This window comes from Ruegeria sp. C9, from assembly GCF_056537585.1.
Genome location: NZ_JBQFRU010000006.1, coordinates 72,656 through 96,988, shown reverse-complemented (window position 1 = coordinate 96,988; position 24,333 = coordinate 72,656). Strand labels below are relative to the sequence as shown.

General features: G+C 57.6%; 27 protein-coding genes. 10 read left to right on the top strand and 17 right to left on the bottom strand.

The genetic code is table 11. The features are described 5' to 3' along the window. Nucleotides 1-55: 55 nt before the first annotated feature. From ACR0NE_RS16265 to ACR0NE_RS16255, 3 genes are read right to left on the bottom strand one after another with little or no spacing between them, the layout of a single operon-like run. Complete coding sequence (locus tag ACR0NE_RS16265; RefSeq protein ID WP_170392692.1) at nt 56-787, bottom strand: amino acid ABC transporter ATP-binding protein; 732 nt, start codon at nt 785-787, stop codon at nt 56-58. Next, the gene (locus tag ACR0NE_RS16260; RefSeq protein ID WP_010437538.1) at nt 787-1,620 is read right to left on the bottom strand and encodes an amino acid ABC transporter permease; all 834 of its coding nucleotides are present in this window, start codon (nt 1,618-1,620) and stop codon (nt 787-789) included. Before ACR0NE_RS16260 ends, ACR0NE_RS16265 begins: the two co-directional genes overlap by 1 nt. Nucleotide 1,621: 1 nt before the next feature. Then, the gene (locus ACR0NE_RS16255) at nt 1,622-2,437 is read right to left on the bottom strand and encodes an ABC transporter substrate-binding protein (protein WP_170402438.1); all 816 of its coding nucleotides are present in this window, start codon (nt 2,435-2,437) and stop codon (nt 1,622-1,624) included. Nucleotides 2,438-2,758: 321 nt separating this feature from the next. On the opposite strand from ACR0NE_RS16255, the gene ACR0NE_RS16250 reads away from it, so the two are divergent. Continuing rightward, entirely contained in the window at nt 2,759-3,319 is a 561-nt protein-coding gene (locus tag ACR0NE_RS16250; protein WP_170392689.1) for a CHAP domain-containing protein, read from the top strand. 170 nt (nt 3,320-3,489) lie between these two features. Here the strand turns inward: ACR0NE_RS16250 and ACR0NE_RS16245 are convergent, their stop codons facing one another. Together ACR0NE_RS16245 and ACR0NE_RS16240 are read right to left on the bottom strand one after the other, a co-directional pair. Then, complete coding sequence (locus ACR0NE_RS16245; RefSeq protein WP_223116959.1) at nt 3,490-3,915, bottom strand: GFA family protein; 426 nt, start codon at nt 3,913-3,915, stop codon at nt 3,490-3,492. 241 nt (nt 3,916-4,156) lie between these two features. Further along, a complete protein-coding gene (locus ACR0NE_RS16240) occupies nt 4,157-5,548 on the bottom strand; it encodes an aminotransferase class III-fold pyridoxal phosphate-dependent enzyme (RefSeq protein ID WP_170597484.1) in 1,392 nt (463 codons plus the stop codon). 221 nt (nt 5,549-5,769) lie between these two features. On the opposite strand from ACR0NE_RS16240, the gene ACR0NE_RS16235 reads away from it, so the two are divergent. After that, nucleotides 5,770-7,398: an acyl-CoA synthetase gene (locus ACR0NE_RS16235; protein ID WP_170597482.1), complete on the top strand. Its 1,629-nt coding sequence runs from the start codon at nt 5,770-5,772 to the stop codon at nt 7,396-7,398. Here ACR0NE_RS16235 and ACR0NE_RS16230 read toward each other — a convergent pair. From ACR0NE_RS16230 to ACR0NE_RS16205, 6 genes are all read right to left on the bottom strand, one after another. Further along, nucleotides 7,395-7,727, bottom strand: coding sequence for a DOPA 4,5-dioxygenase family protein (locus ACR0NE_RS16230; protein ID WP_170402428.1), 333 nt, complete (start codon nt 7,725-7,727; stop codon nt 7,395-7,397). The two genes, ACR0NE_RS16235 and ACR0NE_RS16230, sit on opposite strands and share 4 nt — an antisense overlap. A gap of 88 nt (nt 7,728-7,815) precedes the next feature. Further along, a complete protein-coding gene (gene maiA / locus ACR0NE_RS16225; protein ID WP_170597480.1) occupies nt 7,816-8,454 on the bottom strand; it encodes a maleylacetoacetate isomerase in 639 nt (212 codons plus the stop codon). A 7-nt stretch (nt 8,455-8,461) separates the two neighbouring features. Next, complete coding sequence (locus ACR0NE_RS16220) at nt 8,462-9,004, bottom strand: VOC family protein (protein WP_170392683.1); 543 nt, start codon at nt 9,002-9,004, stop codon at nt 8,462-8,464. A gap of 4 nt (nt 9,005-9,008) precedes the next feature. After that, nucleotides 9,009-9,206 carry a DUF2783 domain-containing protein gene (locus ACR0NE_RS16215; protein WP_170392682.1) on the bottom strand — a complete coding sequence of 66 codons (198 nt, stop codon included), beginning with the start codon at nt 9,204-9,206 and terminating at the stop codon, nt 9,009-9,011. Nucleotides 9,207-9,211: 5 nt separating this feature from the next. After that, entirely contained in the window at nt 9,212-10,822 is a 1,611-nt protein-coding gene (locus tag ACR0NE_RS16210; protein ID WP_170597478.1) for an FAD-dependent oxidoreductase, read from the bottom strand. Between the two features lie 134 nt (nt 10,823-10,956). Continuing rightward, entirely contained in the window at nt 10,957-11,907 is a 951-nt protein-coding gene (locus ACR0NE_RS16205) for an MBL fold metallo-hydrolase (RefSeq protein ID WP_039541551.1), read from the bottom strand. A 52-nt stretch (nt 11,908-11,959) separates the two neighbouring features. Between ACR0NE_RS16205 and ACR0NE_RS16200 the strand changes: the two genes are divergently transcribed. Further along, entirely contained in the window at nt 11,960-12,523 is a 564-nt protein-coding gene (locus tag ACR0NE_RS16200; RefSeq protein ID WP_170597476.1) for a DUF2585 domain-containing protein, read from the top strand. 20 nt (nt 12,524-12,543) lie between these two features. Here the strand turns inward: ACR0NE_RS16200 and fahA are convergent, their stop codons facing one another. Together fahA and ACR0NE_RS16190 are read right to left on the bottom strand one after the other, a co-directional pair. Next, nucleotides 12,544-13,803 carry a fumarylacetoacetase gene (gene fahA / locus ACR0NE_RS16195; protein ID WP_170513345.1) on the bottom strand — a complete coding sequence of 420 codons (1,260 nt, stop codon included), beginning with the start codon at nt 13,801-13,803 and terminating at the stop codon, nt 12,544-12,546. Between the two features lie 22 nt (nt 13,804-13,825). Continuing rightward, a complete protein-coding gene (locus tag ACR0NE_RS16190; RefSeq protein WP_170597474.1) occupies nt 13,826-14,449 on the bottom strand; it encodes a LysE family translocator in 624 nt (207 codons plus the stop codon). Nucleotides 14,450-14,514: 65 nt separating this feature from the next. Here ACR0NE_RS16190 and ACR0NE_RS16185 point away from each other — a divergent pair, with 65 nt between their 5' ends. Both ACR0NE_RS16185 and ACR0NE_RS16180 read left to right on the top strand, forming a co-directional pair. Then, a complete protein-coding gene (locus tag ACR0NE_RS16185) occupies nt 14,515-14,967 on the top strand; it encodes a MarR family winged helix-turn-helix transcriptional regulator (RefSeq protein WP_170392676.1) in 453 nt (150 codons plus the stop codon). Nucleotides 14,968-15,029: 62 nt separating this feature from the next. After that, complete coding sequence (locus tag ACR0NE_RS16180) at nt 15,030-16,265, top strand: adenylate/guanylate cyclase domain-containing protein (RefSeq protein ID WP_170392675.1); 1,236 nt, start codon at nt 15,030-15,032, stop codon at nt 16,263-16,265. A gap of 56 nt (nt 16,266-16,321) precedes the next feature. Here the strand turns inward: ACR0NE_RS16180 and ACR0NE_RS16175 are convergent, their stop codons facing one another. After that, nucleotides 16,322-17,260 carry a hydrogen peroxide-inducible genes activator gene (locus ACR0NE_RS16175; RefSeq protein WP_255611813.1) on the bottom strand — a complete coding sequence of 313 codons (939 nt, stop codon included), beginning with the start codon at nt 17,258-17,260 and terminating at the stop codon, nt 16,322-16,324. 122 nt (nt 17,261-17,382) lie between these two features. On the opposite strand from ACR0NE_RS16175, the gene ACR0NE_RS16170 reads away from it, so the two are divergent. Beyond that, nucleotides 17,383-18,069, top strand: a complete 687-nt coding sequence (locus tag ACR0NE_RS16170) for a GNAT family N-acetyltransferase (RefSeq protein ID WP_170392674.1) — start codon at nt 17,383-17,385, stop codon at nt 18,067-18,069. Nucleotides 18,070-18,115: 46 nt separating this feature from the next. Here ACR0NE_RS16170 and ACR0NE_RS16165 read toward each other — a convergent pair whose 3' ends face one another. Next, nucleotides 18,116-18,925: a division plane positioning ATPase MipZ gene (locus tag ACR0NE_RS16165; protein WP_170392673.1), complete on the bottom strand. Its 810-nt coding sequence runs from the start codon at nt 18,923-18,925 to the stop codon at nt 18,116-18,118. Nucleotides 18,926-19,143: 218 nt separating this feature from the next. On the opposite strand from ACR0NE_RS16165, the gene ACR0NE_RS16160 reads away from it, so the two are divergent. The 3 genes from ACR0NE_RS16160 (at nt 19,144) to ACR0NE_RS16150 (ending at nt 22,468) form a co-directional block, all read left to right on the top strand. Beyond that, the gene (locus ACR0NE_RS16160; protein ID WP_170392672.1) at nt 19,144-20,031 is read left to right on the top strand and encodes an AEC family transporter; all 888 of its coding nucleotides are present in this window, start codon (nt 19,144-19,146) and stop codon (nt 20,029-20,031) included. A 118-nt stretch (nt 20,032-20,149) separates the two neighbouring features. Then, nucleotides 20,150-21,739, top strand: a complete 1,590-nt coding sequence (locus ACR0NE_RS16155; RefSeq protein WP_170597472.1) for an MFS transporter — start codon at nt 20,150-20,152, stop codon at nt 21,737-21,739. Nucleotides 21,740-21,790: 51 nt separating this feature from the next. Next, nucleotides 21,791-22,468, top strand: coding sequence for an SOS response-associated peptidase (locus ACR0NE_RS16150; protein WP_170597470.1), 678 nt, complete (start codon nt 21,791-21,793; stop codon nt 22,466-22,468). A 76-nt stretch (nt 22,469-22,544) separates the two neighbouring features. Here the strand turns inward: ACR0NE_RS16150 and rpmE are convergent, their stop codons facing one another. Beyond that, nucleotides 22,545-22,766, bottom strand: a complete 222-nt coding sequence (gene rpmE, locus ACR0NE_RS16145; RefSeq protein ID WP_170392669.1) for a 50S ribosomal protein L31 — start codon at nt 22,764-22,766, stop codon at nt 22,545-22,547. Between the two features lie 11 nt (nt 22,767-22,777). Further along, on the bottom strand, nt 22,778-23,161 hold the full coding sequence (rplS, locus tag ACR0NE_RS16140) for a 50S ribosomal protein L19 (protein WP_170328369.1): 384 nt from the start codon (nt 23,159-23,161) through the stop codon (nt 22,778-22,780). A gap of 370 nt (nt 23,162-23,531) precedes the next feature. Here rplS and ACR0NE_RS16135 point away from each other — a divergent pair, with 370 nt between their 5' ends. Beyond that, the gene (locus ACR0NE_RS16135; RefSeq protein ID WP_170392668.1) at nt 23,532-24,332 is read left to right on the top strand and encodes a glycoside hydrolase family 25 protein; all 801 of its coding nucleotides are present in this window, start codon (nt 23,532-23,534) and stop codon (nt 24,330-24,332) included. The last annotated feature ends 1 nt before the right edge of the window (nt 24,333 follow it).

Genomic DNA, 24,333 nt, shown 5'->3' with positions numbered 1-24,333 from the left:
CCTCAAAGAGTCGAGTCCTTGAGGGCCAGATCGTCAGGGATTCAGAGCCGGGCGCTTACTTCAACGCCCGTGCCAGAAAGGCTTGTGTGGTCTGGTGTGTCGGGTGGTCAAACACCGCTTCGGGCGGGCCTTCTTCGATGATCCGACCGCTGTCGAGGAAACAGATCTTGTCGGCGGCCTCGCGGGCAAAGCCCATTTCATGCGTGGCCATCATCATCGTCATGCCCTGTTTCTTGAGCATCAGCAGAACATCCAGCACCTCGCCCACAAGTTGGGGATCGAGGGCCGAGGTGATTTCATCAAACAGCATGACCTCAGGCTGCATGGCCAAGGCGCGCACGATGGCAACGCGCTGCTGCTGCCCGCCCGACAATTGGTCGGGATAGTTGTGCATCCGGTCGGCCAACCCGAACCGGGCGAACAGCGCTTCGACCTCGGGCTGCAATTCAGCGCGCGTGAGCCCACGCACCCGGCGGGGCGCGAGCATGACATTCTCAAGCGCGGTCATATGCGGAAACAAGTTGAAGCTTTGGAACACGATCCCGATCCGGGCGCGCACCGATTGCGGGTTCAGACCGGGGATCGAGATATCCTCGCCATCCAGAAAGATCGCGCCGTCTTCGATGGGTTCCAGCAGGTTGATACAACGCAGCAGAGTCGACTTGCCCGACCCGGATGCGCCGATTAAGCAAACCATTTGGCCCTCATCAACGGTGAGATTAATCCCTTCACAGACCGTGCGGTCGCCAAAGCGTTTCACCACGCCCTGAAGTTCCAGTTTGGGCATCAGCGCCTCTCTCGCATTTGGCGGGCCATCAGGTGATCGGCGTAGCGTGTGGCGGGGATGGTGACGATCAGGAAGATGATCGCCGCGCCCACATAGGGGGTGAAATTCGCCAGCAGCGACTTGAACACTCCGGCCTGACGGAAGATTTCGACCGGGCCGATAAAGCTGAGCAGAGAGACATCCTTTTGCAGCGCAATCAGCATGTTCATCTGTGAGGGCACCACGTTGCGGATCGCCTGCGGCAACACCACGTCGCGCATCACTTGCCGTTCCGACAGACCCAGCGACAATGCGGCGGCGCGTTGGCTGTGGTGAACACTATCGATGCCGGAACGGAAGATCTCGGCCACATAGGCCGAATAGGTCAGGATCAGCGCCAGCGAGCCCCATATGTAAGGCGAATTCCACGGGCGCGGCAGGCCCAGCCCCGGAATGCCGAAGCCGATCAGATAGACCGTCAGGATCACAGGCACGCCGCGAAAAATGTCAGTGAACGCCGCGCCAAAGATGCGCAGCGGAAACAGGGCGGGCGATTTGGCATCCCGCGCCAAGGCAATCAACAGGCCAAGCACGGCGATCGCCGGTGCGGACCACAAAAAGATCATCACGTTGATCCGAAACGCTTCAAGCAGTTTCGGGAAGGTTTTGACAAGCGTCTCGCCGTTAAAAAAGCTCTGCTGAACCTTCGACCAGCCCGGAGCCAGCGGCACCAGAAAGTAAATCGCGGCCACAACTGTGACCGTGCTTATCGTGGCGATCACCAACGACCTGCGTCGTTGGTGCGCCTCGTACCGTTCGCGGCGGGTCATCCCCGCCGCCTTATGATCTGCCATGTTACTTGATCAGAGGGACACCAGTGGTGTCCTGCAGCCATACGGCTTCGATTTCGGCCAGTTTGCCGTTAGCTGCCAGTGCCGCCAGCGCCTCGTCCACGCAGGCTTTCAGCGGGTTGCCTTCTTCCATCAGCATGCCGAAATGATCCGGATTGTCATTTTCATCCGCCGGGAACTGACCGATGACCTTTGAGCCTTCGATCATCACCGCGCTGAGGAACAGGGCGGTGGGCAGATCGAACAGGGCCGCATCAATCTGGTTGGCCGACATGGCGGCGTTAACGTCAGCATTGTCGCCATACAGCAACGGGTCGCTGTCGGGTTGGATGATGCTGGCCAGTTTCGGCACCGCCGTGGTCGAGCCGACGGCCCCCCATTGCAGGCCTTTCAGCGCTTCAAGCGTCGGGGCAGTGTCGGTCGAATTGGGGCTGACCAGAACTGCCATCGGGGCGGTGTAGTAAGGGGTAGAGAAATCGACCACCTGATCCCGTTCAGGCGTGATCGAATATTGCTGCATGTTGACGTCAAATTCCTTGGCGCCGGGCTGGATCGCCTCGTCGAAGGACGAGCGGACCCAAACGACATCATCAGCTGCGAACCCCATTTCTTCAGCCACGGCATAAGCAACGGCTGCCTCGAACCCTTCGCCGCTTTCTGGCGCGTCGTCGATCACCCACGGATAGTAGGCCGGGTTGCCCGTTGCGATGGTGAATTTGCCGTCTGTCAGCGTTTTGCCAGCAGCGCATTGTTCTTGCGCATAGGCCGCTGTTGACAAAAACAGAATTGAAGTTGCCGCGATCGAGAGTGTCTTGGACATCCGATACAAACCTCCTGTTGGATTGGGTTGCGGTCAAAGTAATTCTGCCTAACCCGACTGTCCAGCGGATGCTTGATCGTCGACCTGCGGGACGGGTTGGCGTTCATGTGTCCGATGCCTTGTGCCGGCCTCTTGGCCTGCCAGGAATCCCAGTGACGGCACAGGGAGGAAACCTGTTGCATAAGTGACCGCACGCTCGGCCAACGGCCGGAATGCGGCGCAGGAACTGGCAATATTCTGCCGGGGAGCAGCTGAGCTCTTTTCTTTTTCCTAAAGATATTATTAAAACTGATTCACCACTCAAACCGGCAAAGAACCTTCTTGCAATACAATGCACGCAATACCGATACGATCTGGTCGCGCCTGCCCGGCGTCGCGCGAATTGCCGTTGTTTTGGGACTTTTCAGTCTGATCTCGGCCTGTGCTAAGAATCCGAATGAGGTGGACTTGGATCCTGAACGTCAGGCCATGGCGTTGCAAGAGGTCTCAAGAAAACATGCGCTGGGACAAAGGGTGTGGTGTGTGCCCTACGCACGCAACCTCAGCGGCATCGAAATTCGTGGCAACGCCAAGGATTGGTGGGGCAAGGCCCGCAATGGGTTTGACCGGGGTAATGAACCGGAGGTCGGTGCGGTGATGTCGTTTCGGGCCACCAGAGGGATGCCCCTGGGACATGTGGCTGTCGTGTCCGATATTGTCACCGAGCGGGAAGTCATTGTGAACCACGCAAACTGGCTCCGGAATAAGGTGTCGTTGCAGATGGGCGTGAGGGACGTGTCCAAAAACAATGATTGGACGCTTGTCCGGGTTGAAAGCCGGCCGGGCAGTTACGGCAGTTCGTACCCGGTGAACGGGTTTATCTATCCGAATTTTGGTGAGTAATCTGAGCTCTCCGCGCCCCCGCCAGAAGCTGGTACGGTGAAGCCGAGCGCCCGACGTGCCGCTGTCATCCGGGCGCGTGTGTTCGGTGGCGGGTATGTTTACTTTGACACATGATCAATGACTGCAGGGCAGCGCAAAGCAGCCACTTGAAAACCAGGTGGCTTCCTCATCTAACGATATCCGTCTGGGTCGTTAGGGGTGTGTAGCAATGTGCCTTCAAACGCGTCGAGATCATCAGTCATTTGCAGCCAAGGCAATTTGCTTTGCTTGTTGACGTGAAAAGTCGGTTTGAAATCTTCCGGGTTTTCGAGCGACGCTGCGTAAAGGTGCATACCACCAGGATAATGATCGGCTTCAAATCCAATAGGTGATCCGCACGTCCCGCAAAAGTGCCTGAAAACGCCTTTGGAACTTTCATAAGTGCCGGGTTTATCGCCGGTCCACTCAAAGTTCTCTATCGGCACGCCTAACCAGGCAACCACCGGCGCGGCACAATTCCGACGGCAATCATCGCAGTGGCAATAGCATGCCCATGTTTGACTGCCCTGGTAGGCCCAGCTCGTTCTTTTACACAGACAATACCCGTGCGTCGCCATTCGATTTCCCTCCCAACCTCCTGAAACATAGGACGCAGGTAAGTTTTGAGATGGATATTTTGGGACGTTTCATCAGCAGAAAACGTCGGCGCTCAGGGCCAATTTGGACTCTTTCCCGCCATTTGAATGAAAATTGAGTATCTTTGGCATCAGCTCATACGCTTGGCTGATGTCCTCATGAAAAGAAACCCGCCGAAATTTGGCGGGTTTCATGTGGTTCAATGGTAGTTCGTTGCCTAGATCAGCCGAACACACGCCCCAGCGCGCCGTCTACGGCGTCGGTGATCTGATCGATGTCGTCCGCTGTCGCGATCAGCGCCGGTGAGAAGCACAGCGTGTTGTTGCGGCTGGGGATCGAGCGGTTGGTGGCACCGATGATGACGCCCTGCGCCATACAATCTGCGACAACGGCCTGAACGCGCTTTTCGTCCATCGGGTCCTTGGTGGCCCGATCGGTCACCAGCTCAGCGCCAAGGAACAGACCCTTGCCGCGCACGTCGCCGATGACTTTGTGCTTTTCCATCAGCGCCTGCAGGTTGCCCATCATGCGATCACCCATGTCGACGCAGTTCTGCAGCAGGTTTTCATCCTGAATGATGCGCATGTTTTCAACCGCTGCCGCCGGACCGGCAGTGCAGCCACCAAAGGTCGAGATATCACGGAAATAGTTCATCGGGTCTGCCGCGTCGTCTTTGAACATGTCAAAGACTTCCTCGGTGGTGACCATGCAGGCGATCGCGGCATAACCCGAGGCAACGCCCTTGGCCATGGTCACGAAGTCCGGCTTGATGCCGTACTGCTGGTAGCCGAACCACGTGCCGGTCCGACCTACGCCGCAGACAACCTCGTCAATGTGCAGCAGGATGTCGTATTTCTTGCAGATCTCTTGCACGCGGGGCCAATAGCCTTCAGGCGCTTCGATGACGCCACCGCCTGCGGTCACGGGCTCAAGGCACAGGGCACCAACAGTGTCGGGGCCTTCGCGCAGGATGACCTCTTCGATCTGATCTGCAGCCCATTCGCCAAAGTTCTCTTCCGGTGCGCCGTCCAGCTCGTGCTTGCGGTACTCCATGCAATGAGGCACGCGCACGAAATCGGGTGCAAAGGGACCGTACTGCGCGGTGCGCTCGTCCTGACCACCTGCCGACATGGTCGCCAGGGTGGAGCCGTGATAGTCGCGGTCACGGTACAGGATTTTGGTTTTCTTGCCGCCATATTTCTTGTGCGCGATCTGGCGGATCATCTTGAACGCCTTCTCGTTCGCCTCAGAACCTGAATTGGTGTAGTACACGCGGCTCATGCCCGGCATCTTGTCGATCAGCATTTCCGCGAAATTCGAACCGGGGATCGAGCCTGCGGTGTTGGCGAAGTAGCACAGCTTCATCAGCTGGTCATAAACCGCCTTACAGATAGATTCGCGGCCATAGCCCACGTTCACGGTCCAGACACCGCCTGATACGGCATCCAGGTGCTCTTTGCCCTTTTGGTCCCACACGCGCATGCCTTTGCCTTCGACAATGATACGGGGATCGTTGGTCTCAAACGGCTTGTGCTGGATCAGGTGATGCCAGAGGTGGGCGCGGTCGGCTTCGACGACGCGGGAAAGATCGTTTTCGTTGAACGTGCCGTCCATGACATGTCCTTTCAAAAGTGGGGCGCGCGGGGAATCAGTAGGTCCCGGCGGGCGCAAAGTGACGTGATACTGCAGATCAACGCGAATGGTGCGCGTGAAGTAGGGCCAGATTAGCCCATAGGATATCTCCAGTGTAGCTCAAACGCGTATTAATACGGGTTTGTTATGACGTAAACTTTGTGCTCAATACGACAATCTGACGAGTTTGGGAGGATCGCCGGATGACAGCCACACCTATCTACCAGCAACATCTGGATAAAACCCCGGCGAATTTCACGCCGTTGTCTCCGCTGAGCTATCTTGAGCGGACGGCGGCAGTGTATCCGGATTACCCATCCGTTGTGTATGGCGAGCGCCGGTATAGCTGGGCAGAAACCTATGCGCGGAGCCGACGTCTGGCCAGCGCGCTGACTACGCGTGGCGTAGGCGTGGGCGATACAGTCTCGATCATCGCGGCCAATATCCCCGAGCTGTATGAGGCACATTTTGGCGTGCCCATGGCAGGGGCGGTGCTGAACGCGATCAACACGAGGCTGGATGCGCCGATCATCGCCTTCATTCTGAACCATGCCGAAGCCAAGGTTCTGCTGGTCGATCCCGAGTTTTCAGGCGTCGTGAAACAGGCGTTAGCGCAGGTGGATCACAACATTCTGGTGATCGACATCGAAGACGCCAGTTTTGACGGTGGCGAGCGATTGGGAGATCTGACCTATGAGGCTCTGTTGGCCGAGGGTGATCCAGAGTTCGACTGGTCTTTGCCCGCAGATGAATGGGATGCGATCACGCTGAACTATACCTCGGGCACCACCGGCAACCCCAAAGGTGTAGTCTATCACCACCGCGGCGCGGCGCTGAATGCAACATCGAACATTCTGACCTGGGGGATGCCGCAGCATTCGGTCTATCTGTGGACCTTGCCGATGTTCCACTGCAACGGCTGGTGTTTCCCGTGGACGATGGCGGCCAATGCGGGAACCTCCGTCTGCCTGCGCGCCGTACGGGACGAACCGATCTATCGCGCCTTCCGAGAAGAGGGCGTAACTCATTTCTGCGGCGCGCCGATCGTGCTGAACATGCTGGCCAATGCACCGGATCACCTCAAGGATTTCACGCAGCAGATCAAGGCGATGACCGCTGGCGCTCCGCCGCCGGCCAAGGTGATCGAAGCGATGGAAGGGATGGGTGTTGAGGTTACCCATGTCTATGGGTTGACCGAGACTTATGGTCCATCCGTCGTCTGCGCGTGGAAGGACGAATGGAACGACAAGGGTGCAGAGGACCGCGCCGCGCTCAAGGTGCGTCAGGGTGTGAAATACGTGGCATTGTCTGGCTTGATGGTCGCAGACCCTGAAACCATGGAGCCTGTTCCTTCGGATGGCGAAACCATGGGTGAGATATTCATGCAGGGCAACATTGTCATGAAGGGCTATCTCAAGAACGCTGAGGCGACAGACAAAGCCTTCAAAGGCGGGTGGTTTGCCTCGGGCGATCTGGGCGTGATGCACCCGGATGGCTACATCGCGCTGAAGGATCGGTCCAAGGACATCATCATCTCGGGCGGCGAGAATATTTCATCGGTCGAGGTTGAGGATACGCTTTATAAACACCCGGCTGTTATGGAGGCGGCGGTGGTGGCCCGCCCGGATGAGAAATGGGGTGAAACGCCGTGTGCATTTGTTGAATTGAAACCGCAGGCAGAGGCGAATGAGGCGGAGATCATCACTTTCTGCCGGGATCATATGGCCCATTTCAAAGCACCCAAGACGGTTGTGTTTGGGGCGTTGCCCAAGACGTCGACGGGGAAGATTCAGAAGTTCATCCTGCGCGACCGGGCGCGTGAATTGGCTTAATCGAAGATCGACAGATCAAGTGGCAGCATCTCGCCCATCCAGATAGCGCGATCCCGGTGATCAGCCAAGTGATCGCCGGTTTCTGGATGGGTAAAGATGGTCAGCCCTTGCCGGTTCAGGATCAGCCAGGGAAAGACCTGATCAAAGGCTTCGGCTGGAAAGCCCAGCTGGCAACTCCATCGCGGATGCGGGCCAACATTGCGCGCATGCATGTGGCCCATCTGGACAGCGGGAAACAGACGCGCGGCCTCTTCACAGACCTGCCGTGCCGTGTCCTGAGTGTCGGCGTCGAAATAGACATGGGCGTGGTAGCCGGTGATCTTGGGCATGGGGTTCTCCATCTGTCGTTGCATAGAAACCTAAGGACGGCGCGAGGATTTGTGCACCCGCACCGCCACACAGACTCTGTGCGCCGGTTCAGAGCGGAGCGTGCAGGTCAGGATGGGCTGCGGCAAAGGCCGAATGCTCGGCACAGACGGCCTCGACTGCTGTCAGGCGTGGCATATCGGATAGATCAACTTCCCACCGGTGCGCATTATAAAGCTGCGGGATCAGGCAGATATCGGCCAGACCGGGGGTGTCGCCGGTACAGAACGGGGATTGATCAAAGCCACCCAGAAGCGTTTCAAACGCCAGCAGGCCCGGCCGGATGAAGTGACGCATCCAGTCGCCGGGCATGTCGCCTGCACCTTGGGTGAGCGCGGTGGCATGTTTGGCAACCGACAGATTGCAGACCGGATGGATATCCACCGCGATACTGTGCGCCAATGCCCGCGCCGCGGCTCGCTTGGCCGGATCGGTTGGCAGCAAACCCAGTTCGCGGGTCTCATCCAGATAATCGATGATCGCCAGCGATTGGGTCAACCGAACCCCATCGATATCCAGCACCGGGACCAGACCTTGCGGGTTGCGGTCCAAATGATCCGGGGCGCGATGCGCCCCGTTCACCAGATCCACGACGACCGGGCGGTAGGTGATCCCAGCCAGATTCAGTGCAATCCGCACCCGGTAACTGGCGGACGAACGCCAGTAATCAAACAGAACCACTTCGGACATACGATGGTTAGCCTTTGCTTAGTTCCTTGGCATGCAGCCAGTCGGCATGCTGAGGGGCTCGTTTGGTGCGCGACCATTCTTCGAGCATATCCCATTTGACCGAATCCAGCCGGGCCAGCATGGCCTCTTCCTCGGGGTCGGGGCAAGCCAGTTCCACCCGGTGACCGTTCGGATCGAAGAAATAGATCGAATGAAAGATCGAATGATCCGTGACACCCAGAACCTCGACGCCGTTGGCTTCGAGATGGTCCTTGAATGCGATCAGCTCATCACGGTCCTTCACCTTGAATGCGATGTGCTGCACCCAAATCGGCGTGTTGGGATCGCGCCCCATTTCCGGCTTGGTAGGCAGCTCAAAAAACGCCAGCACATTGCCATTTCCGGCATCCAGAAACAGGTGCATGTAGGGATCAGGTTCATGGGTGGAGGGCACATGGTCTTCGGCAATCGCCAGAATGAAATCCATGTTCAGCATCTTGCCGTACCATTCAACGGTCTCTTTCGCGTCCTTGCAGCGATAGGCGACGTGGTGAATCTGTTCGATTTTCATGGGCTTACTCCTGTTTCAGGGCTGCGGCATCCAACGCCTGCTTCAGCACCGCGTTGTCGCCGATGTGGTTTGCCAGAACCAGCACAAGGCGCGCGTTGAACGCATCGCTTTCGGCTTTCTCAAGCCCTTCATGGGCGGCCACCAGATCGGCATAGAAATCGTCTGCCTGGGTCAGATTGGATGAGAGGATCAGATCAGCCATGTCGCTTACTCCTTGCCTGTGGCGCGGCGCACCGCGTGCCGGAATGCATTTTCTTCGTAGGTGTCGCGGCGGGCGGCCACGTGCTGATCGGGACGGATCAGATAAACCGCTCCGCTGGCATCGCCTAAATAGCGGCGCTTCAGCGTTAGGGTCGGGTCGTCTTTGACCGAGAGTGCCAGGCGTTTGACGATGATGCCATCGACCTCGATCTCATCTGGTGCATCGGCGTCGATGGTCAGCAACGTGAACTGTCCAGCCAGTTTAGGCAGTAGAAAGCCTTCACCCAAAGGCGCATCGGGACAGGACGCTCCGGGACGCGTCTGCGTCGGCCCGTTCAACGCATCCGCCGAATTCAACGACGAGCCGTCATAGACGCAAGGTACGCTCAGGCGGCCAGAATTCACCATCGGGCGGGCGAAGTCATAGTGCTCGCTCAAGTCCAGCACCGCATCGCGCAGGATGCGTGACATCTGCGATTTCGGGGTGATGAAATCGGTCGAGCGAGTCGAGTTCAGGATATTCTCGTCCGCGCCGTGAATGCGTTCCTGATCGTAACTGTCCAGCAAAGATTCAGGGGCGTTGCCCTCAATCACCAGTTTCAGTTTCCAGCACAGGTTGTCGGTGTCTTGTACGCCCGAGTTTGCGCCCCGTGCGCCAAACGGGCTGACCTGATGCGCGCTGTCACCGGCAAAGATCACGCGGCCATGGCGGAATTGCTCCATCCGGCGGCACTGGAAGGTGTAGATGCTGACCCATTCCAGCTCGAAATTTACCTCCTCGCCCAGCATGGCCTTGAGGCGCGGGATCACGTTTTCCGGGCGCTTTTCGCGTTCCTTGTCGATATCCCATCCCAGTTGCAGATCGATGCGCCAGACGCCATCGGGTTGTTTATGCAGCAACGCAGATTGGCCTTTGTTGAAGGGCGGATCGAACCAGAACCAGCGTTCCGAAGGGAAATCGGCCTCCATGATCACATCAGCGATCAGGAAGTTGTCTTCGAACACGCGGCCCACAAAATCCTTACCCATCATGGCGCGCATGGGTGAGCCCGCGCCGTCGCAGGCGATGACCCAATCCGCCTCGATGGTGTATGAACCCTCAGGCGTTTCGACCTCAAGCTTGACGTGATCGGGGTGGGTTCCAACGGCTTCGACCTTGTTGCGGCCGCGGATTTCGATCGGTGCACCCTGCGCTTGCAATTCGCGGACGCGGTCGACCAGAAACTGCTCGAAATAGTATTGCTGAAGGTTGATGAAGGCCGGGCGCTGATCGCCGCTGTCGGGCTGCAGGTCGAACTCGTAAACCTGACGTTCGTCGAAGAACACTTTGCCCTTGTTCCAAAGAACGCCTTTGTCCACCATCGGCTGCCCGCAACCCAGACGGTCGAGGATTTCCAGCGGGCGTTTGGCAAAACAGATGGCGCGGCTGCCGAAGCTGACCTTGTCGTTGTCGTCCAGCACCAGCACCTCGACCCCTTGCTGGGCCAGATCGATGGCGGCGGCCAGACCCACCGGACCGGCCCCGACAACGATGACCTTGTGGCGCACGGGCGCTGGCGCGGATTGATCCGGGCTGGCCTCGTAGGCATAAAGTGGAACTTCAAAAATCTTGTTCACTCTCTCTCTCCCATTTCTGGCGCATCGGGCGCACCTCATCTGTTCCCCGGCACAGTTGCGCCGGAGGTCTTGCGTTAGAGTTTCACCGTCAAATCCGGGCCGCCACGATCTGGATCAAATCCGGCCCGGAATTCTTAGCCCTGCAGGGCCTCCCACATCTCCAGATCGCGCTGGGCGGTCCAGATACGGGGCGTGTCGATGCCGCGGGCCTCGTCATAGGCGCGGGCAACATTGAAGGGCAGGCAGTGTTCGTAGATCGCATAGTCGGCGAATTTCGGGTCGCATTCTGCGCGCACGGCGTCCCATGCTTCTTTCAGCGAACCGCCACGCGCCGCGACCTTTGCTGCCGGGCGGTAGGTGCTTTCCACGAAATCGCGGGTGTTTTCGATGGCCGCGTTGACCATGTCTTTACCGACCAGAGCGTCGCCGCGCCCCGGCGCGATAGCGTCTACGTCGAACCACTTGATCTCATCCAGCGTATCGCCCCAGTCACTGAAATGCCCGTCGCCGCAATAGCAGGCCGAGTGGTATTCGACGATGTCACCGGTGAACATGACATTCTGATCGGGCACGTGGATGACGATATCGCCAGCGGTATGCGCACGGCCCAGATGCATCAGGTCGATCCGGCGGTTGCCCAGATAAACCGTCATTGTGTCGCTGAAGGTGGTGGTGGGCCATGTGAGGCCGGGGATGCTTTCGTGTCCTTCAAAGAGACGCGGGAAGCGTTGGAATTCGCTGTCCCAGTCTTCCTGACCGCGTTCAACCACCATGGCGCGCGCCATATCCGACATCAGGATCTGTTGCGCACCAAAGGCGCTCGCGCCCAGCACGCGTACTGCGTGGTAATGGGTCAGCGCCACATGGGTGATCGGCTTGTCAGTCACCGACCGCACGCATTCGATCACCTTGTTGGCCAGACGCGGGGTCGCCTGCGCCTCGACAATCATCACGCTGTCATCGCCGATGATCACGCCCGAGTTCGGGTCGCCTTCGGCGGTGAAGGCATAGAGCCCTTCGCCCACCTCGGTGAACGAGATTTTCTTTTCCGACATGTCCCCCTGGGACGCAAATGCCTTGGCCATATCAGTGATTTCCCTTCTGGACAGCGACTGGCTTTGATGATGTTGTCGCCATATGTTTGAACGTCGATTTTTGCCTTATTGGGCAACCGCTTGTGTTGTCATTGCCTGCGCCATCATCCTGCTGTGGATGGGCCGCGAACCGATTTGCAAATGCGGTTATGTCAAGCTGTGGCATGGTGAAACCTTCAGTTCCGAAAGCTCGCAGCATCTGACCGATTGGTACACGCCCAGCCACATCATTCATGGCTTTCTGTTTTACGGTCTTCTGTGGCTGGTGGCGCGCCGCCTTGCCGTTGGCTGGCGGTTGTTCATCGCCACCTTGATAGAAGTCGCGTGGGAGATTTCCGAGAACACCAATGCCGTGATCGAACATTGCCGCGCGGTCACGATCTCGCTGGATTACTACGGCGACAGTGTCGTCAACTCGATCGCCGATATTGGCGCGATGATGCTGGGGTTCTGGTTGGCGCGTCGCCTGCCGATCTGGATGACGGTCACCATTGCGCTGGGATTCGAGATCCTGACCACCACGCTGATCCGCGATGGTCTGACGCTGAACGTGCTGATGCTGCTTTATCCCATCGAGGCCGTTAAGGACTGGCAGAGCGCGCTCTGAATATGCGGACTGGACCTGCATCAATCTCTGGCGAATGGATTTTCGAGTGCGGGCAGCACAGTGCCGGTGCAATCGCCGAACCCGATGGAATAGCCGTCGCCCTTGGCTGCGCCGGTCAGGGTCAGCGTGTCGCCGTTCTCGATGAAGGTGCGGGTCTCGCCTGTGTCCAGCGTCAGCGGCTCTTTCCCGCCCCAGCTGAGTTCCAGAAGTGATCCGCGCTCTGGCTTGTTCGGTCCCGAAATGGTGCCGGACCCCAACAGGTCGCCCGTGTTCATCGGACACCCAGACGTCGAGTGATGCGCCAACTGCTGCGCCGCCGAGTAGTACATCTCGCGATAATTGGTCCGTGCGATGGTCGTGGCGTCTTTATTCTCGGGCGCCATCGTCACGGCCAAATCGATGTCATAGAGCATCGGGCCGCAATCCTTCAGGTGGTCCAGCAGGGCAAACTCACGGTCGGGCGTATCGCAGCGGAACGGTTCCAGCGCCGCTTTGGTCACGATCCAGGGGCTGATCGAGGTCGCGGTCGCCTTGGCCTGAAATGGCCCCAGCGGCTGGTATTCCCAGGCCTGAATATCGCGTGCGGACCAGTCGTTTAGCAGGACATAGCCAAAGATGTTGTCATCGGCTTCCTGCACTGAAATTGGGCCGTCAGACGGTGTGCCCACGATTGCACCCATCTCTAGTTCGATATCAAATCGACGGCTGGGCAGGAAAGCAGGCAGGTCCTGATCGGGCGATTTCAACTGACCCCAGGGGCGACGGATATCCGTGCCTGAAACGACAACAGACGACGCGCGGCCGTTATAGCCGATGGGGATGTGCAGCCAGTTCGGCGGCAACGCGTTTTCCGGGCCGCGGAACATGGTGCCCACGTTCTGGGCATGGTGGCGGCCCGCGTAGAAATCGGTGTACTCGCTGACGGCAAAGGGCATGTGCATCTCGGCCTCGTCCTGCGGGATCAGCAGACCTTCGATCTTGTGCTGTTCGTCCGAATCTTCAGCCAATAGCGTAGATAGGCGGTCGCGCAATGCAGCCCATACGGCAGGGCCTTCTTCCATCAGCGGATTCCAGAAGGGCAGATCGAACAGCGGCTCATCCGAAAGCGCGATTAATCCATCAGCTTCGGCAGCAGTCATGTCGAAGATCATGTCGCCGATGGCAACGCCGCAGCGGGGCTCGGTGGTTTCGGTCGAGAACACGCCATAAGGCAGGTTGTTCAGCGGGAAGGGGTGGTCGGCGGAATTGGCTGATGCGACCCAGGATTTCTTCAAAGGCATATTGCGTCCTTATGTCTTTCGGTTACGAGGCGGCGCGCAGGGATTTGAAGCCCAGCAGGGCTGCCGCCAATATCATGAAGCTGCCACCGATCCGGTCGAGCCAAAGCCTTGCCGGCCCCTGCAGGCGCCGGGCCAGCCAACTGGCAGTGGAGCCATAGGCCATCAGAAACAACCCGTCTATGATCAGATATGTGGCCGAGAGGATGGCGAATTGCGGCCAGAAAGGCAGCGCGCCATCGATGAACAGCGGAAACAGAGCGGCGAAGAACACCACTGCCTTGGGATTCGCGGCAGAGGTGATGAAGCCCTGCATCCAGAGCGCCTTGCGGCTGGCACGTGGCGCATCGTTGGTTTCGGCAACGCGTGCCTTCACGATTTGCTTGACGCCGAGATAGATCAGATAGGTCACGCCCAACCACTTGATCACGGTAAAGGCGGTCCCGGACGTAGCGATCAGGGCAGCCAGACCCAGACCGGCGGCCAACATTTGAAAGAAATTGGCCGTCAAATCCCCCGCAGCGGTAAAAAAACCTCGCCGCAGCCCATTGGTTGCCGAGTTCGACAGCATCAGCAACTGGCTTGGCCCCGGTGTGCTCATCAGCAGCAACACCGTCGCCACATAGGTGATCCAGATATCAAAACTCATCTCGTCTCCGGTGATCCTTCAACTTGTCACTTGTCGAATAATAGTTGATTTTGTAACTAACAAGGATGACCCAGCCTAAAAATGACCAAAAAGATGAGTTTGATTTGCGAAATTTCCTGCCGTTCCTGTTGAATCAGGCGGCCGAGGAAAGTTCGCTTGAGTTTCAGCGCGTTTACAAGGATCGCTACGGAATGCTGCGAACTGAATGGCGGGTGCTGTTTCATCTTGGCAATCATGGTGAGATGACCGCACGCGACATTGTTGAGCGTGCCAAAATCCACAAAACCAAGGTCAGCCGTGCGGTCAGCCGATTGCAACAGCGCCGATATTTGCAAAGGTTGCGGGATGAAAATGACCGGCGGGTTGAGCGGCTATCGCTGACCTCGGCTGGCCAGAAGGTTTATCGCGAGTTAAGCGGTATCGCGCAGGATTATGATCAGAAACTGGCATCGCGTTTCACCACGGGTGAGGCCGCTTTGCTGCGCATGATGCTGCGACGTCTGGCCGGAATGGATTAGGGTACTGGTAATCCGGTACAGCTGCCCCCAGATCAACGTCATAACGGACACAGGAACGACACATGACAGCGCCGGATTCCCCAACGGCAAAATCCCATGATCTGATAGATTGGTTGGTGACCCGAGGCCTGGAAGGGGCCGACAAACAAGAACTTTTGGACGGGTATTGCACCCGTTTGGTTGATCTTGGTGTTCCCTTGATGCGCTTTCATGCGGCGCAACCGGCCTTGCATCCCGTCTATGGCGGAACGGGCTATAGCTGGTACCGCAGTAAAGGAAGTAATCTGGAAACCTTCGAGTATTCCGAAGAGCCCAGTGAAGTTTGGACACAAAGTCCGCTATATGCCGTATTGCACGAAGATATCGATGCTATCCGTGAACGGCTGGTCGACCAGAACGAACCCAGCCGCTTTCCTCTGCTAAACGAGTTGCGGGAAAACGGAGCCACGGACTATTACGCGACTGGCATCAGCTTTGATGTGCCGGCTCAACGCAATCCCTATGATGCGAAAGAGGCAATCGACGGCGTCTTGATGTCCTGGTCTAGCAATGCGCCGGAAGGATTCTGCGACGATGATCTGGATGTGATCAATACGGCGCTACCGCATCTGGGGCTGGCTCTGAAGTCAGCCTCGAACGCGCGGGTGTCGAAAGATTTGATGCGGGTTTATCTGGGGCGCGATGCCGGTCGTCGGGTCTTGTCCGGTGAAATCCGTCGCGGGTCACTGCAGCAGATTGATGCGGTGATCTGGAACTTCGATCTAGAAGGGTTCACCAGCCTGTCAGAAGAGATGCCAGGGATCGAAGTTATAGATATGCTGAATGACTACCTGGGTGTGGTGGTCGATGTTGTTCATCAATGCGAAGGCAACATCCTGAAGTTCATGGGCGACGGTGTCATGGCGATGTTTGATGTCGGCGAGATCGATGCCGATGCCCGCGCTGCGCTGGCTGCGGCGACCATGCTGCAAGAGCGTATGGCCGAATTGAACACTCAGCGGAGTTCACGGGGACAACCGGTTTCGAACTATACGCTGGCATTGCACTCTGGTGAGATCCTCTATGGAAACATCGGCTCCGAAAGTCGGCTGGATTTCACGGTAATTGGTCCGGCGGTCAACCAGACGTCCAGAATTGCGGGGATGCATCGGTCACTGGGGCAGCGCATCCTGATTTCCGACGATGTAGCCCGCGCGGCGCATCCTTGTGATCAGGACCTGATTTCGGTCGGGCGCTATATGTTGCGGGGTGTGGCTGAACCAAAAGAGTTGTTTACCATCTACAGAACAGCTGGCTAGATCTGGCCATTGTACAGCTGCTTAATGCGGTAGCTTGAGGCCAGAGGTCAACACCACTATTTTTCAACGCTGACCAATCCAGAATAATCTGTCTTGGCAACGCTGCGAATGGCGTCTGAGATAAAGCTGAATGCGCGATGGTGGCCACTGGAGGCGCGCCAGACAAGGCCAATCGACCTATTCAGGCGGCCGGGCCTATAGGGCACAAGTGCCACGTCCCCGCCAAATTTGGGCACTTCGGACGCCACATAAAGTGATGGAAGGAATGAGATTCCGATATTCATAGCGGTCATCTGACGAATGGCATCCAAACTGGTGCCTTCATAGTCATACAGCAGATTTGCGCCGACCTCCTTGGTCAGGTTTTCGATCTGGCTGTGGAGGGTGAAGCGCCGCGACAGGACCAAAACGTTTTCCCCCTTTAGATCTTCGTCTTCTACGTATTCCTTTTTTGCCAGCGGATGGCTGAGGGCCACAGCCAGATGAAGAGGCTCTCGCAGTAATCGCTGAACAAAAACATCGGCCGATTTCACCGGCAGTTGCGTCAGAATAACGTCGTGCATTCCGCTCAGCAGTTCTTGCAGCAGTTCTGAGGGGGGGCCGTCACGCACGATCAATCTCAGATCCGGGTGGTTCTGATGCAAATGCAGAAAAACGCGCGGCAACAGATAGGGCCCCAGCGTTGGGGATGAGCCGAGGCGAAAACTTCCTGAAAGTTCGGATTTCATCCGATTGTGTGTTTCTTGCAGGGCCATCACATCAGATAGTATGCTTCGGGTTTGCTCAAGAATTTCTCGTCCTTCAGGCGTCAGCATCGCTCCGGCGCGGCCTCGTTCGACGAGGTTCAGACAAAGCACAGATTCCAAATTAGCAATCTGCAGGCTAAGGGAAGGCTGGCTAATGCCGATACGCTCGGCGGCTTTCCTGTAGTGGCCAGTGTCGGCCAGCGTACGGAAATAGGACAGTTGTTTCAATGTCAGCTGGATGTCGATCAATAGGTTTTTCCAATCAAATATTGTTGAATAATAGGCTATCCTATTTTGTTGGAATATCCAACAATTGGCGCAGTCTCTTGTTTCAGAGCACTTGGTGTTGGTGTGTTCGCTCGGAGGACGTCATGAACATTCAAAACAAATCTATTCGATCTGAACACTCCTGCGGGCATACGAGATCAGTTGATCTGCGCAGATTGAGGTCGCAGGGTGTTCTTTCCGAACGTGAAGTCAAATGGTGTCAGACTAACGGTGTCGAGGTCGCTTACGACCCGATTCAAATAGGCTGGGTCCCACTGGAATGTGAGGATGACATCCTGGGCACATTCGAGCGTCCGAATCCCCGGCCATTTCACTTCCGTGCATGGGATCTGAAGGACTCGGCAGTGTATGCGGCGATGCTTTCCTCTGAGCGCCTGTGGCGCTATCTGCCGGAGGTCTATCCAGGCCCAATCAGTGCGGACGATGCCGCCCAATTGATCGAACTGGGTTACGAAAATCATCATCAGGTGTTGGCCATCGAGAAAGATGGGCACGCAATCGGACAGGTTCGTATGCTAGAAAAGGGATCGGGCAGCGCCGAAGTCAGCTATTGGTTGGGTGAGACGCATTGGGGCAAGGGGTACGCCAGTTCGATCGTCGCACAGTACTGTGACGAATATTTGCGCCAACGCCCCAAGGTTTACCGGGTGATCGCGGTTGTGCACACAGACAATTTGGCATCTCAAGCTGTTCTCCGGAAATGTGCGTTTACCGACTCTGCGCGCGACGGAGAGTGGCTTACACTTGAGCGGCTACGTAGAGCATCTTAAGGCACTTGGATTTACTTTGGTTAGCTGTGCATACGCTGCCACGCGGCTAGAAATCGATCTCTACACCCGGCAAGCTCAGTTCCTTCATCATGTCGCGCAGTTCCTGGCGTGCGGCGATGTTGGAGATATTGAGCTGCTTGACCCCGATATCCTTGAGGTCCAGCAAAGTCAGTCCGCGCGGGAACAACTCGCGGAAAATCACTCGCTCGGAAAAGCCCGAGGCGACGCGGAAGCCGATGCGCTGTGACAGCATTTCGATCGCGCGTTGCATCTTTTCCTTGTTGACCATGCGCTGGGTCCCGACCCGGTTGCGCACCACCACCCAATCGATGGGTTTCAGCCCGGCCTGTGCACGCAATTGGCGCGCGTTCCAGACCATCTCGGAATAGACCGAGGGGCCAAGGATTTTCTCACCTTTGGAATCGATCCGCGCCAGCAGGTCAAAATCGATGAAACTGTCGTTCAGCGGTGTAATCAGCGTATCGGCCAGCGAATGTGCAACCTGGCTGAGTCGAGTGTGCGAACCGGGGCAGTCGATCAGGATGAAATCGCTATCGCTTTCCAGTTCGGCCACGGCGGCCGAAAGGCGGTGGTCATAGATGTTTTCACCGGGTTGCAGAGCGCTGGCGTCAATCTCGGGCAGGTCGTGGTGGCGTGGGCTGGGCAGAGACAGGTCCGAGCCGTTCAGGAAGTTCAAGCGGTTCTCGAAATACCGGCCCAGACTGCGCTGCCGCAGGTCAAGATCGAGTGTGCTGACCTTGTGCCCCAGCCGTGCCAATGCGGTGGCCACATGCATCGACACGGTTGATTTGCCTGCGCCGCCCTTTTCGTTCCCGACCACAATGATATGTGCCATGCCTGTATTCCCAAGTCCCGCCGTGTTTGCCTACACGTTGTTAGCAGCCACTATATGTTGTGTAGGCCGGGAAGGGAAGAACCTCGGGCCGTCTTGAGCGCTATTATCAAGCCTCAAATTGGAAAAGTGCTTGGTACTTGGGGGTTAGGGTAAATCCTTGCCAAACACACACCCCTGTTTCACTGTCCATCCTATGGATTTGTGATCGAGGGCAGCCATTGGATCATCTATTTCTGAACGTTTTGAACGTGGTCCTGCCTGTCCTGATTTGCGCTGGAATCGGTTACGCTCTGGCTGTGATCAGGGCCCCTTATGACAACAAGGTTATTGGCGGGATCGTCTCGCGGGTCGGGTATCCGACGCTAATAATCTCGCACCTTTCAACCACCCAGATTGCGGTCGGCACCTTTCTTGATGTCATGATGGCCGCCGCTTTGGCGATTGCAGGTTTTGGGCTGTTGGGGCTTGTCGCGCTCAAACTGATGCGGCTGCCGGTGCGGGCATTTCTGACGCCACTGATGCATGGCAATGTCGGCAATATCGGCCTGCCCATTACCCTTTTGGCGCTGGGCGATGCGGGAATGGCCTATACGATGGCATTTGTGGTGGTTGTGCTGATCAGTATCTTCACGATCGGCATGTGGATTCCGGCCGGAGAGTTCTCGCCCAAGAAACTGGCGACTTCGCCGATTATTTACGCGGTCGCACTGTCGCTGGTGTTGATGGCGACGGGCACCAGCCTGCCGCAACCGGTGGCCAAATCCTTTGATATTCTGGGTGGGCTCTCGATCCCGCTGATGTTGCTGACGCTGGGCCACACGCTGGCGACCCTGCGGATCAAAAGCCTTGGCCGAGCCGTTTTGCTGACAGCGCTGCACCTGCTGATGGCTGCGGTGATTGCCAGCGCGTTGGTCTGGAGCTTCGGCTTCACCGGGGCTGAGCGGGGCGCGGTGATCCTGTGCTGTTTGATGCCATCCTCTGTCGCGACCTATTTGTTTATCGATCAGCATGCGCCGGAATACGGACCCGATGTGGCCGGGTTCATTCTGATTTCGACTCTGTCCACGATCCTGGTGCTGCCATTGGCGCTGTCCTACTGGATCTAATAGGCGCTGGGCGCGCAGCGCGCTAAAAACAGTATCTATCAGCAAAAAACCGTTTAATAATAGGCACAACACGGTGCCCGAAGGGCCAGCGCGCTATTCCTGAACGGGGGACAGGCAGATGCCAAAAGACGTCACTGAGGACACATCCGGCGCGGGAGGGGCACGTCTGGTTCTGGTGATGACCGCGCTGTGCATGATGGTTGTTGGCTTCAACACAACCGCCGTTGCGACGATCCTGCCAAATCTGAAGGCCGAGTTCGATCTGTCGCCTTCCAGCCTGCAATGGGTGATGGCGATCTATACAGTGGTTAGCGCGACCCTCGTTACCATCGTCAGCCGACTTGGCGATATCACCGGCAAGATGGGCGTCTTCTTTGCCGGAATGATCGTGTTCGGTCTTGGCTCGGCCCTTGTGTTGTTTTCACAGGATGCAGCCATGTTGCTGGCAGGCCGCGGGGCCCAAGGTGCCGGGGCGGCAGCGCTGTTTGGCACCTCGCTTTCGCTGCTGACTGCTGCCACGCCCGAGGAACAACGGGCCAGCGTCACCGGTGCCTGGGGCGCGATCGTCGGGCTGGCAATTGGTGTTGGTCCGATCGTTGGCGGCGCGTTTGCGCATTACCTCAGCTGGCGGGGCGTGTTTGCCACCGATCTGGCGCTGCTGATCGTGGCATTTGTGGTCGGCTTGCGGGTCAGCAAAGAGCATTACGTTCCCGATACCCGTCTTGCTGGCGCAAAGTTTGATCTGGCGGGCGCTGTTGCGTTGGTGTTGCTGCTTGGTCCGTTGTCCTTTGCGCTCAGCAATGGGGAAAGCCACGGATGGGTCACAAGATCGACCCTGATCCCGCTTGCTGTGTCGGCTGTGGCAGTGATTGCGCTGGTCATCACCTCGCGCCGCAGCGCAGACCCCCTGATCGAGCTGCGGTATTTCCGCCACCCCCGCTATTTCATGGCGGCGGCAGGGATGTTCATCACCGGCTTCGCGCTGTTCAGCTTTTTCGTCTATTTCAACGTCTTCGTGCAATCGCCGGATGCATTCGGCCTGTCTGCCGTCGGGGCCGGGGTGGCGATCCTGCCACTAAGCCTCAGCATGTTCGTCGTGTCGGTGGTCGCCCCGCGCTTTCTGGCACCTTACAGTTTTCGATGGCCGGTGATCCTGGGCATGGGGTTCATGACATGTGGGTTCATGCTGTTGACGACAACGACGAACACAACAGGCATGGGTGCGATTTGGTGGAAGCTGGTGATTATCGGGATCGGGCTTGGCATCGGTTTTTCGTTATTGCCGCGTCTCGGGCTGCGCTTGTTGCCGGAAGAACATATGGGGCAGGGCTCGGGCGTAGTGAATGCGTTCCTTTATTTTGGTGCCACCCTTGGTGCCGTGGTCGGAGGTCTGGCCGAAGCAATCACTACCCGACGCGGCCTGTCCGAAGTGATCAACGCCTTGCCTACCGGGTCCGAGCAACGGGCCGACCTGGCCCATGCACTGACACATGGCACCGCCAGTCAGGTGCAGCAGCTTATAGCGGCGCTTGATCCGACCACGGGCGAAGCGTTGGCGCGCGCCTTGCGAGATTTGCAGGATGATGCATTTAACAGTGCCATGCTTGTCGCCGCTATCGCTGCGCTTTTGGGGATGATCCTGGCTGCCGTAATGCTGCGAGGCCCCGTGCCTCCACCGCACAGCGCGGTTGATCTGACAAGGGACTGATCGTCGGTGGGGCCACTTGTGACCGGCACTCAATCGGCCTAGGCTTTTGTCATGTGTGGAAAGTTTGCAGCCGGTCACCTGACGCAGCGGGAAATGCTGGCGATTACCGAGTATTTTCTCTACGGCAAGGTCTCGCCTGATCTGCCCGAGCAGCTGCCTTCGGGTGGTTATAATGTGTCCCCCACCAATCGGGTTGGCATGGTCCGTTGGGACGGCGATCAGGCCGAATTGGCTACTGCGCGCTGGCAAATCAAGGATCCGCGCAGCAAGAAGCCGATGATCAATTCGAAGATCGAAAATGTCAGCTTCTGGCAGCAATACTGGAACAATGGGCGCTGTCTAATTCCGGCACTTGGTTACTATGAGTGGCCCAAGGATCACGGCCATGATTGCCCTGTCTACATCACGGTTCAGCGCAATGCCCCGGTGATGTTTTTTGCGGGGTTTTACCGAACGGATGATGGCAGCCATAGCTGTACGATCCTGACCCGGCCACCCAGCCCGCAGATCGCGCATATTCACAACCGCATGCCAGTGATCCTGACCCCGGATGAGATCGAAAACTGGCTATCGGGCGTCACAACTGCGCAAGAGGCGCAGCAGTCGTTGGGCACGCAGTACGAAGGCCGGTTCGAATATCACACCGTCAAACCCATCAAACGCGGGGCCGAGGGTGAGGACATGATCGAGCCTTACACGCCCCCCGTCCAGACCGGGTTTGATTTCTGAGCCTGCAGTAATCACGGCAGGAGAACAAAAAAGGCCGCCCAAATGGACGGCCTTTCGCATTTCAACCAGGTCGGGATTAGAAGCCCAGACCTTCGTATTTCTTCTTGAACTTCGACACACGGCCGCCTGCGTCCATCAGACGCGACGAACCACCGGTCCATGCGGGGTGCACGGAAGGGTCGATTTCCAGAGCCAGCTGGTCGCCTTCGCTGCCCCAGGTGGATTTCATCTGAACCACAGAGCCATCGGTCATTTTGACGTTGATGACGTGATAATCGGGATGGATGTCTTTTTTCATCTTTCCGCTCCTTACGCCTCGGCGCCAGCCTTGGGCTTGTAGTTGGTGACTTCTGCGATACGCGCGGATTTACCACGGCGCGAGCGCAGGTAGTACAGTTTGGCGCGACGAACGCGGCCACGGCGGACAACGGTGATGCTGTCGATATTGGTCGAATGCAGCGGGAACACACGCTCCACGCCTTCGCCAAACGAAATCTTGCGAACGGTGAACGAACCGGCGATGCCGCTGCCACCTTTGCGCGCGATGCAGACGCCTTCATAGTTCTGCACACGGGTACGCGACCCTTCGGTCACTTTAAAGCCGACACGGATGGTGTCACCGGCTTTGAAATCGGGGATGTCTTTCCCCAGGGCGGCAATCTGTTCCGCCTCAAGCTGTGCGATCAGGTCCATCGCAGTTACTCCTATCTGCTCGTGGTTGGTCCACGAAGTTTGGGCACGGCCTGAGAGCTCTTGGTCTTCACCGGGTCCTGCGTACAGCCCGCCAGAGGTCAGATCGAATGTTCCTTTTGGCTCGGTCCGCCCTGTCGCGCCGGTGCCGAAGAAAGCTGGGCGTCACGTCAGGATGCAAACCAAAACACCGGAGTCGCATAACGCCACACCGGATTGCGCTGCTTTACGGGCTTTGCGGGCGGGGATCAAGCCTTATTCTTGGTGAAACAGGTGAGTTTTTGCCACCCGTCAAATCCACCGTTGCCTTGTTCACCAGATCAGGCATTCTGGGGTTAATTATAAGAGCAGATTTTTGATACAGGATCATAAGATGCGCAAAGCACTTCTGCTGGCCGTTATGGCGCTTGCACTTGTCTCATGTGGTCGCCGCGGCCCGCAACCTCAGGCGGTTGAGCCGCAGGCCTTCGCGGACACGACCCCGCCTTCGATCATCTACCCCGCCTTTGGTGACGCTGACCCGCACCCGTGGGAGGGACGTCATCCCGGCCATTACCCGGTGCATGGGCTGGATGTCTCGCGTTGGCAGGGGCCGATTGATTGGCGCACCGCGCAGAAGAATGGTGTCAGCTTTGCCTTCATCAAAGCCACCGAGGGCGGAGATTTTACCGACCCGATGTTCGACGAGCACCGACGCGGCGCACAAGCTGCCGGAGTGCCGTGGGGGGCCTATCACTATTATTATTTCTGCCGTCCGGCCCATGAACAGGCGCGTTGGTTCATCCAGAACGTGCCCAAAGGGGCCGACCTGCCGCATGTGCTGGATATGGAATGGACGCCCCATTCCAAAACCTGCACCTTGCGCCCTGATGGCCGAACCGTTCGGGCCGAGGCGCAGCGGTTCCTTGATATTCTCGAGCGCCACTATGGCCGACGCCCGATTGTCTACACGACGGTAGATTTCTACGGCGACACCGATATCGGACGACTTCCCAAAACTGAGTTCTGGCTGCGCTCGGTCGCGGGCCACCCGCGCAACGTTTATCCAGGCTCGGTCTGGCGGTTCTGGCAATACACCGGCACCGGGCTGGTGCCGGGGGTTCAGGGTAAGGTGGACATCAACACCTTCAACGGCACGCCGGAAACCTGGGCGTTGTGGAAGGCAACCCGTTAGT

Excerpts from the sequence above, each read along its gene's own strand:
- ACR0NE_RS16185 (WP_170392676.1), top strand. The coding sequence starts at position 14,515 with ATGACCCAGCCTAAAAATGACCAAAAAGATGAGTTTGATTTGCGAAAT.
- ACR0NE_RS16215 (WP_170392682.1), bottom strand. The coding sequence starts at position 9,206 with ATGGCTGATCTGATCCTCTCATCCAATCTGACCCAGGCAGACGATTTC.
- ACR0NE_RS16265 (WP_170392692.1), bottom strand. The coding sequence starts at position 787 with ATGCCCAAACTGGAACTTCAGGGCGTGGTGAAACGCTTTGGCGACCGC.
- rpmE (WP_170392669.1), bottom strand. The coding sequence starts at position 22,766 with ATGAAAAAAGACATCCATCCCGATTATCACGTCATCAACGTCAAAATG.
- rplS (WP_170328369.1), bottom strand. The coding sequence starts at position 23,161 with ATGGACCTGATCGCACAGCTTGAGGCGGAACAGATTGCCGCCCTGGGG.
- ACR0NE_RS16135 (WP_170392668.1), top strand. The coding sequence starts at position 23,532 with ATGCGCAAAGCACTTCTGCTGGCCGTTATGGCGCTTGCACTTGTCTCA.
- ACR0NE_RS16240 (WP_170597484.1), bottom strand. The coding sequence starts at position 5,548 with ATGGACGGCACGTTCAACGAAAACGATCTTTCCCGCGTCGTCGAAGCC.
- ACR0NE_RS16205 (WP_039541551.1), bottom strand. The coding sequence starts at position 11,907 with ATGGCCAAGGCATTTGCGTCCCAGGGGGACATGTCGGAAAAGAAAATC.
- fahA (WP_170513345.1), bottom strand. The coding sequence starts at position 13,803 with ATGCCTTTGAAGAAATCCTGGGTCGCATCAGCCAATTCCGCCGACCAC.
- ACR0NE_RS16170 (WP_170392674.1), top strand. The coding sequence starts at position 17,383 with ATGAACATTCAAAACAAATCTATTCGATCTGAACACTCCTGCGGGCAT.
- ACR0NE_RS16180 (WP_170392675.1), top strand. The coding sequence starts at position 15,030 with ATGACAGCGCCGGATTCCCCAACGGCAAAATCCCATGATCTGATAGAT.
- ACR0NE_RS16200 (WP_170597476.1), top strand. The coding sequence starts at position 11,960 with ATGTTTGAACGTCGATTTTTGCCTTATTGGGCAACCGCTTGTGTTGTC.
- ACR0NE_RS16165 (WP_170392673.1), bottom strand. The coding sequence starts at position 18,925 with ATGGCACATATCATTGTGGTCGGGAACGAAAAGGGCGGCGCAGGCAAA.
- ACR0NE_RS16150 (WP_170597470.1), top strand. The coding sequence starts at position 21,791 with ATGTGTGGAAAGTTTGCAGCCGGTCACCTGACGCAGCGGGAAATGCTG.
- ACR0NE_RS16155 (WP_170597472.1), top strand. The coding sequence starts at position 20,150 with ATGCCAAAAGACGTCACTGAGGACACATCCGGCGCGGGAGGGGCACGT.
- ACR0NE_RS16230 (WP_170402428.1), bottom strand. The coding sequence starts at position 7,727 with ATGCCCAAGATCACCGGCTACCACGCCCATGTCTATTTCGACGCCGAC.
- ACR0NE_RS16260 (WP_010437538.1), bottom strand. The coding sequence starts at position 1,620 with ATGGCAGATCATAAGGCGGCGGGGATGACCCGCCGCGAACGGTACGAG.
- ACR0NE_RS16235 (WP_170597482.1), top strand. The coding sequence starts at position 5,770 with ATGACAGCCACACCTATCTACCAGCAACATCTGGATAAAACCCCGGCG.
- maiA (WP_170597480.1), bottom strand. The coding sequence starts at position 8,454 with ATGTCCGAAGTGGTTCTGTTTGATTACTGGCGTTCGTCCGCCAGTTAC.
- ACR0NE_RS16245 (WP_223116959.1), bottom strand. The coding sequence starts at position 3,915 with ATGGCGACGCACGGGTATTGTCTGTGTAAAAGAACGAGCTGGGCCTAC.
- ACR0NE_RS16220 (WP_170392683.1), bottom strand. The coding sequence starts at position 9,004 with ATGAAAATCGAACAGATTCACCACGTCGCCTATCGCTGCAAGGACGCG.
- ACR0NE_RS16255 (WP_170402438.1), bottom strand. The coding sequence starts at position 2,437 with ATGTCCAAGACACTCTCGATCGCGGCAACTTCAATTCTGTTTTTGTCA.
- ACR0NE_RS16190 (WP_170597474.1), bottom strand. The coding sequence starts at position 14,449 with ATGAGTTTTGATATCTGGATCACCTATGTGGCGACGGTGTTGCTGCTG.